Source organism: Vibrio sp. 10N.239.312.D08 (assembly GCF_041466145.1).
Classification (GTDB): domain Bacteria; phylum Pseudomonadota; class Gammaproteobacteria; order Enterobacterales; family Vibrionaceae; genus Vibrio; species Vibrio crassostreae_C.
Map to the genome: position 1 here is coordinate 1 of NZ_JBFSSD010000092.1, position 4,456 is coordinate 4,456.

The following is a 4,456-nucleotide window of genomic DNA, read 5'->3' on the forward strand; positions in this document are numbered from 1 at the left end:
ACAAACTCAAGCAAGATAAAAAAGCGAGGCAATGGGTCAAGCGCTCACGCTGGGTATTGTTGAAAAATAGAGGCAACTTAAATCTACGGCAAGACGGTTCTGTCGCAAATCTAGTTAGAGGCGTGACAGTCCAATCCGACAGATACAATTATGCTGCGAGTGCGTAAAATCGCTCAAAGGCTGTCTGGCCTTCAACATCTATCTGATCTTGTTTCAACATCGTCCACACTTCACGCCCATGCAAACTGGCCAAAGCTCCTTCCGTTGACTTCCAACCTAGAGCTTGACGTGTTTTCTGCTTCACCCAACGGTGACTCGGCTCAACGATATTGTTCAGATATTTAATGTCCAAAATCTCTACCAATGAGAGCATGAAATAACCCGTCAACCAAAGCTGAACATTCATTGAATCAATGGCCGCGTAGTTACTCTTACTTCCATCTATGGCGACTTTGCTTGGTAAACCATTTTGTGAAATGGCCTTATTCAGAAAGGCTTTAGCAGCTGCCTCATCACGGTTCGGGCTAATATAATAATCAATCACATTTCCAAATTTATCGACGGCTCGGTAATAGTAGACCCATTTACCCTTTACTTTGATGTAGGTTTCATCCATACGCCACGAGTCAGACACCGGCTTCTTTCTACGCCTCGCTCTATGCTCCAATACTGGTGTAAATTTGATAACCCAACGATTTATAGTAGCGTGATCCACAATGATTCCACGCTCTAATTGTATCTCTTCGATTTCACGATAACTGAGCTTATAGGCGAGATAATAACGTACGGTTTCGAGAATAACTTCAGAGGGAAAGTGGCAACCTTTAAACATTAAGAATCAGTATCATGAATGGAAATTAAGCGAATCTTAACTAAAAGGCTCAAAGTTTGCGACAGAAACAAGCTGTGCCAATACTCTGCCACACTCCTTGAATTAGTTTTCGAAGAATTGCTCGTATTCTGGAGTCGACAGGTTTTCCGCAAACCCAATCTCACCGACGAAATAAATCGCACTCGCGAGATTTTCTAACGTTTGATTCGGCTCGCGTTCAGGTACGTCGCCAACAACCGGAACAGATTTAGGTTCAGAGACAGAATTACAAACAACACTTTCACATACGATGTTTTGTTGTTCCAACGAGATGGCTTCTGGTACATCAAAGTCTCCCGCTGATAAATCAGAGTTAGAAAGGTCTAAGGCACCGTAAGAGAAGGTCGAAAACAGAGTTGAAAGTACAATCCACTTATTCATAATTCTTTCCATAGTTAATATTCATCAAACCTATAAATACTATCTAATCATAAACATTATGAACAGTGTTTTATTTAGAATTTCTAGGTTCTGTCGCAAATCTAGTTAGAGGCGTGACAGTCCAATCCGACAGATACAATTATGCTGCGAGTGCGTAAAATCGCTCAAAGGCTGTCTGGCCTTCAACATCTATCTGATCTTGTTTCAACATCGTCCACACTTCACGCCCATGCAAACTGGCCAAAGCTCCTTCCGTTGACTTCCAACCTAGAGCTTGACGTGTTTTCTGCTTCACCCAACGGTGACTCGGCTCAACGATATTGTTCAGATATTTAATGTCCAAAATCTCTATCAATGAGAGCACCTTGGAACTTCAAACACTGACAAGTCGCCCCGTGGGTTCATGGGGCGGATACGTCCAAAGTCCAAGAGATTTTACGATTAATATCTTGAATATCAGCAGTTGTGTCTAATTGTTTAGATATGTGGAAAAAAGATGATAAAGAATTACGTGTTTTAATCGTTTTCTATTCATTAATATTATTCTGTTTCGAAACCCAGTGAAAGGGAATTCATTGGTTGTTAAGGGTAAAGGATGTGTAAAAATAATAAATATTATTCTTAGATAGGCAGTTAAATACAATGTTAAGAAAAACAACAATCACAACAGTTACAACAACTCTCCTGATGCTAGCTTCTGCTGTACATGCAAACCCATATATTGGAGCATCTGTTGGTCAAGCAAATTTCGAAAGTGCAGACTTTTCTGTTGATTCTCCACTTGGTTCTAGCATCTCTTCATTAGAGTTAGATGATGATTCAAGTTTAGCGGGCAAAATCTACGGTGGTTATCAGTTCAACCGTTATATTGCTTTGGAAGGCTCCATTGGAGGTTATGATGCTTTGGACGGTGATTCAGTTACTGTCGGCGACATGAAATTTGCAGCGATTCAACCTAAAGTTATTTTACCGATTAATGACCGTTTTAACCTTTTTGCGAAAGCTGGGGTAGCATATTTTAATGCTGAGTTTAAGGTAAGTAATTCTTTCGTTGGTGCTGCTGGCCATTCAACACTTTCTGACACAACAGTGGCTGCCATATATGGCTTAGGGGCTGATTTTTCATTGACAGATAATCTTCGTATTGAAGCAACATGGGATTATATGATACCAGAACTAGAAGTGGCAAAAGGGCTTGGTGCGACTGCCACTGTGGATGCTGAGATTAGTGTTTTCTCTCTTGGAATGAATTACCACTTCTAATATTGAAATTCTAGGGAGCTAGGAATATATGGCTCCCTTTGCTATGTTTTAGCTGAGATAAATAGCAGTGGAATTGTTGTGAATGATGTAAACCTTAGACACTTAGATCAGTTGCTTAAGCATTTTGAGATTCACTTATCCCATTCCATAGGCTTAGGTGAATTAGAGGTTGCGCTATGCACCTCTAAACGTAATGCATCAATTGTTATGAAAAAGCTCTCCGAACAAGGTTGGATAGAATGGATCCCCGCAGTCGGTAGGAGTAATCCGAGTAAACTTACGATTAAAAAATCGTTGCAACAAGCGATTACCGAATTATTGATTAACGAACTAATTAAAGGCAGTTTTAAATTAGTATCCCGCCTCGTCGACCTCTACGGTTCGACAGCCGTCCGAGCTCTTACTATAGCAACTGAACAACTCAATCAAACCAATGAATCAAGTAATGCTGTATTGATAGCTTCCTATCCGTGGGTAAACACTATTGATCCAATTAAGACATTTTGCCATGCAGAACTGCATATAGCAAAAAGCGTATATGATGTATTGTTGGTTCAGAGTCCAGATGGTGATCTAATGCCTTCCTTAGCTCACGATTGGGTGATGGAAGATACAAGGATGACTCTATGGCTACGTCCCGGCGTTTACCGACATGATGGTGAGCTTTTGCAAGTTCAAGATGTAGTTTGGAGTATTAGACGTTTAATTGAGGGTAATGGCCCTATAAAAGAGTTATGGCAATGTGCCGAACGCGTAGATGCAGTCGCACCCAATTGTTTAGTTATTACTCTCAAGTACGCCAACAAGTTTTTTCCTTATATGCTAGCTATGTCTAACGCATCTATTGTTTGTCGAGATCAGCAAAGTTTCGGTGATAAATACAGTTACCATATTGGAACAGGGCCGTTCAAGATTGAACACTGGTGTGAAGACAGTATTCAACTTCGAGCACATAAAGACTATTTCTCTACTCGAGCTTTGTTAGAACGAGTTACTTTGTCGCATGCCGATGCGGATATGCAAAATATGATTAGCTTTAATTGCCCGTCGGACCAAGTTGAAGTTCAGGGTATTAGTGCTTTATTCTATTTAACTTATCGAGAAAGGGTTGACTCGAACATTTCGCGAGATACATGGCGCCAACTAGCCGATTATATCCATCAGCAAAAACAGCTACATGATCCTATTAATGCGGTCGAAAGCTTAGCTTTTGATCCCTGTAAAGCTAGGCCAATGATAGCAAACGCCCCAAGCTTGACAGGGAAGATTGTCTTGGCTGAGCCCAAATGGACTATTCCATACTTAATTCGTAATTCTCAATGGTTACATAATGTTATCCGTTCAACAGGAGTGGAGTTGGAAGTTGTTATCGTCAGTAACATTAGTAATCCTCATTTGGTGTCTGAACTAGCTGATATTCTCCTTATTGAAGATGTAATAGAGACACCTGTTGATTACGGAATTTACGAATGGTTAAGTGTGTCAACGGGATTACGATTTAGTTTTGACCGTTTTAAAATGGATGAGCATCAAGCTAAGATAAAACGGGCGATAAGTGGCGAATCACCATCTAGTGAGTTGATGGAGATGGAAAGGGATTTACGTTTAAGTTATACCTATTTACCGTTATTTTCTGGTTATGAAGAAATGTCTAGAACTCAACAAGTCAGAGGGGTTCAAATAAGAAAAACAGGTTATAGTGACTTTTATCGACTTTGGGTCGAACAGTGATTGCTGAGGTTAGAATTCTCTACTATGAAGGTGCACAGCCAAGATGCTACAACAGCACATAGATACTTTCTTGATCGAGTGCCACACGGCGAAATAGATCCGCAAACGTTTGGTCACCACCAAAACAAGTTTGGATGATAAGCGCACCATAAACCCCGCATTCTAATCTTTCAGCACGAAGAATAAGATCAACTCTCCAACCCAAAGGAG

5 protein-coding genes are annotated in these 4,456 nt (G+C 40.5%); 2 read left to right on the forward strand and 3 right to left on the reverse strand.

The features are described 5' to 3' along the window. Positions 1–148: 148 nt before the first annotated feature. The 3 genes from AB6D58_RS24115 to AB6D58_RS24125 all read right to left on the reverse strand — a co-directional run bounded on the left by AB6D58_RS24115 (position 149) and on the right by AB6D58_RS24125 (position 1,607). Complete coding sequence (locus tag AB6D58_RS24115; RefSeq protein WP_372158764.1) at positions 149–832, reverse strand: IS6 family transposase; 684 nt, start codon at positions 830–832, stop codon at positions 149–151. A gap of 102 nt (positions 833–934) precedes the next feature. Further along, on the reverse strand, positions 935–1,252 hold the full coding sequence (locus AB6D58_RS24120) for a hypothetical protein (protein ID WP_372129196.1): 318 nt from the start codon (positions 1,250–1,252) through the stop codon (positions 935–937). A gap of 139 nt (positions 1,253–1,391) precedes the next feature. After that, the gene (locus tag AB6D58_RS24125; protein ID WP_372158767.1) at positions 1,392–1,607 is read right to left on the reverse strand and encodes a hypothetical protein; all 216 of its coding nucleotides are present in this window, start codon (positions 1,605–1,607) and stop codon (positions 1,392–1,394) included. A 287-nt stretch (positions 1,608–1,894) separates the two neighbouring features. On the opposite strand from AB6D58_RS24125, the gene AB6D58_RS24130 reads away from it, so the two are divergent. Together AB6D58_RS24130 and AB6D58_RS24135 are read left to right on the forward strand one after the other, a co-directional pair. Next, complete coding sequence (locus tag AB6D58_RS24130) at positions 1,895–2,515, forward strand: outer membrane beta-barrel protein (RefSeq protein WP_372129151.1); 621 nt, start codon at positions 1,895–1,897, stop codon at positions 2,513–2,515. Between the two features lie 78 nt (positions 2,516–2,593). After that, positions 2,594–4,246, forward strand: coding sequence for an ABC transporter substrate-binding protein (locus tag AB6D58_RS24135; protein ID WP_372129148.1), 1,653 nt, complete (start codon positions 2,594–2,596; stop codon positions 4,244–4,246). Positions 4,247–4,456: the final 210 nt, after the last annotated feature.

Excerpts from the sequence above, each read along its gene's own strand:
- AB6D58_RS24120 (WP_372129196.1), bottom strand. The coding sequence starts at position 1,252 with ATGAATAAGTGGATTGTACTTTCAACTCTGTTTTCGACCTTCTCTTAC.
- AB6D58_RS24115 (WP_372158764.1), bottom strand. The coding sequence starts at position 832 with ATGTTTAAAGGTTGCCACTTTCCCTCTGAAGTTATTCTCGAAACCGTA.
- AB6D58_RS24130 (WP_372129151.1), top strand. The coding sequence starts at position 1,895 with ATGTTAAGAAAAACAACAATCACAACAGTTACAACAACTCTCCTGATG.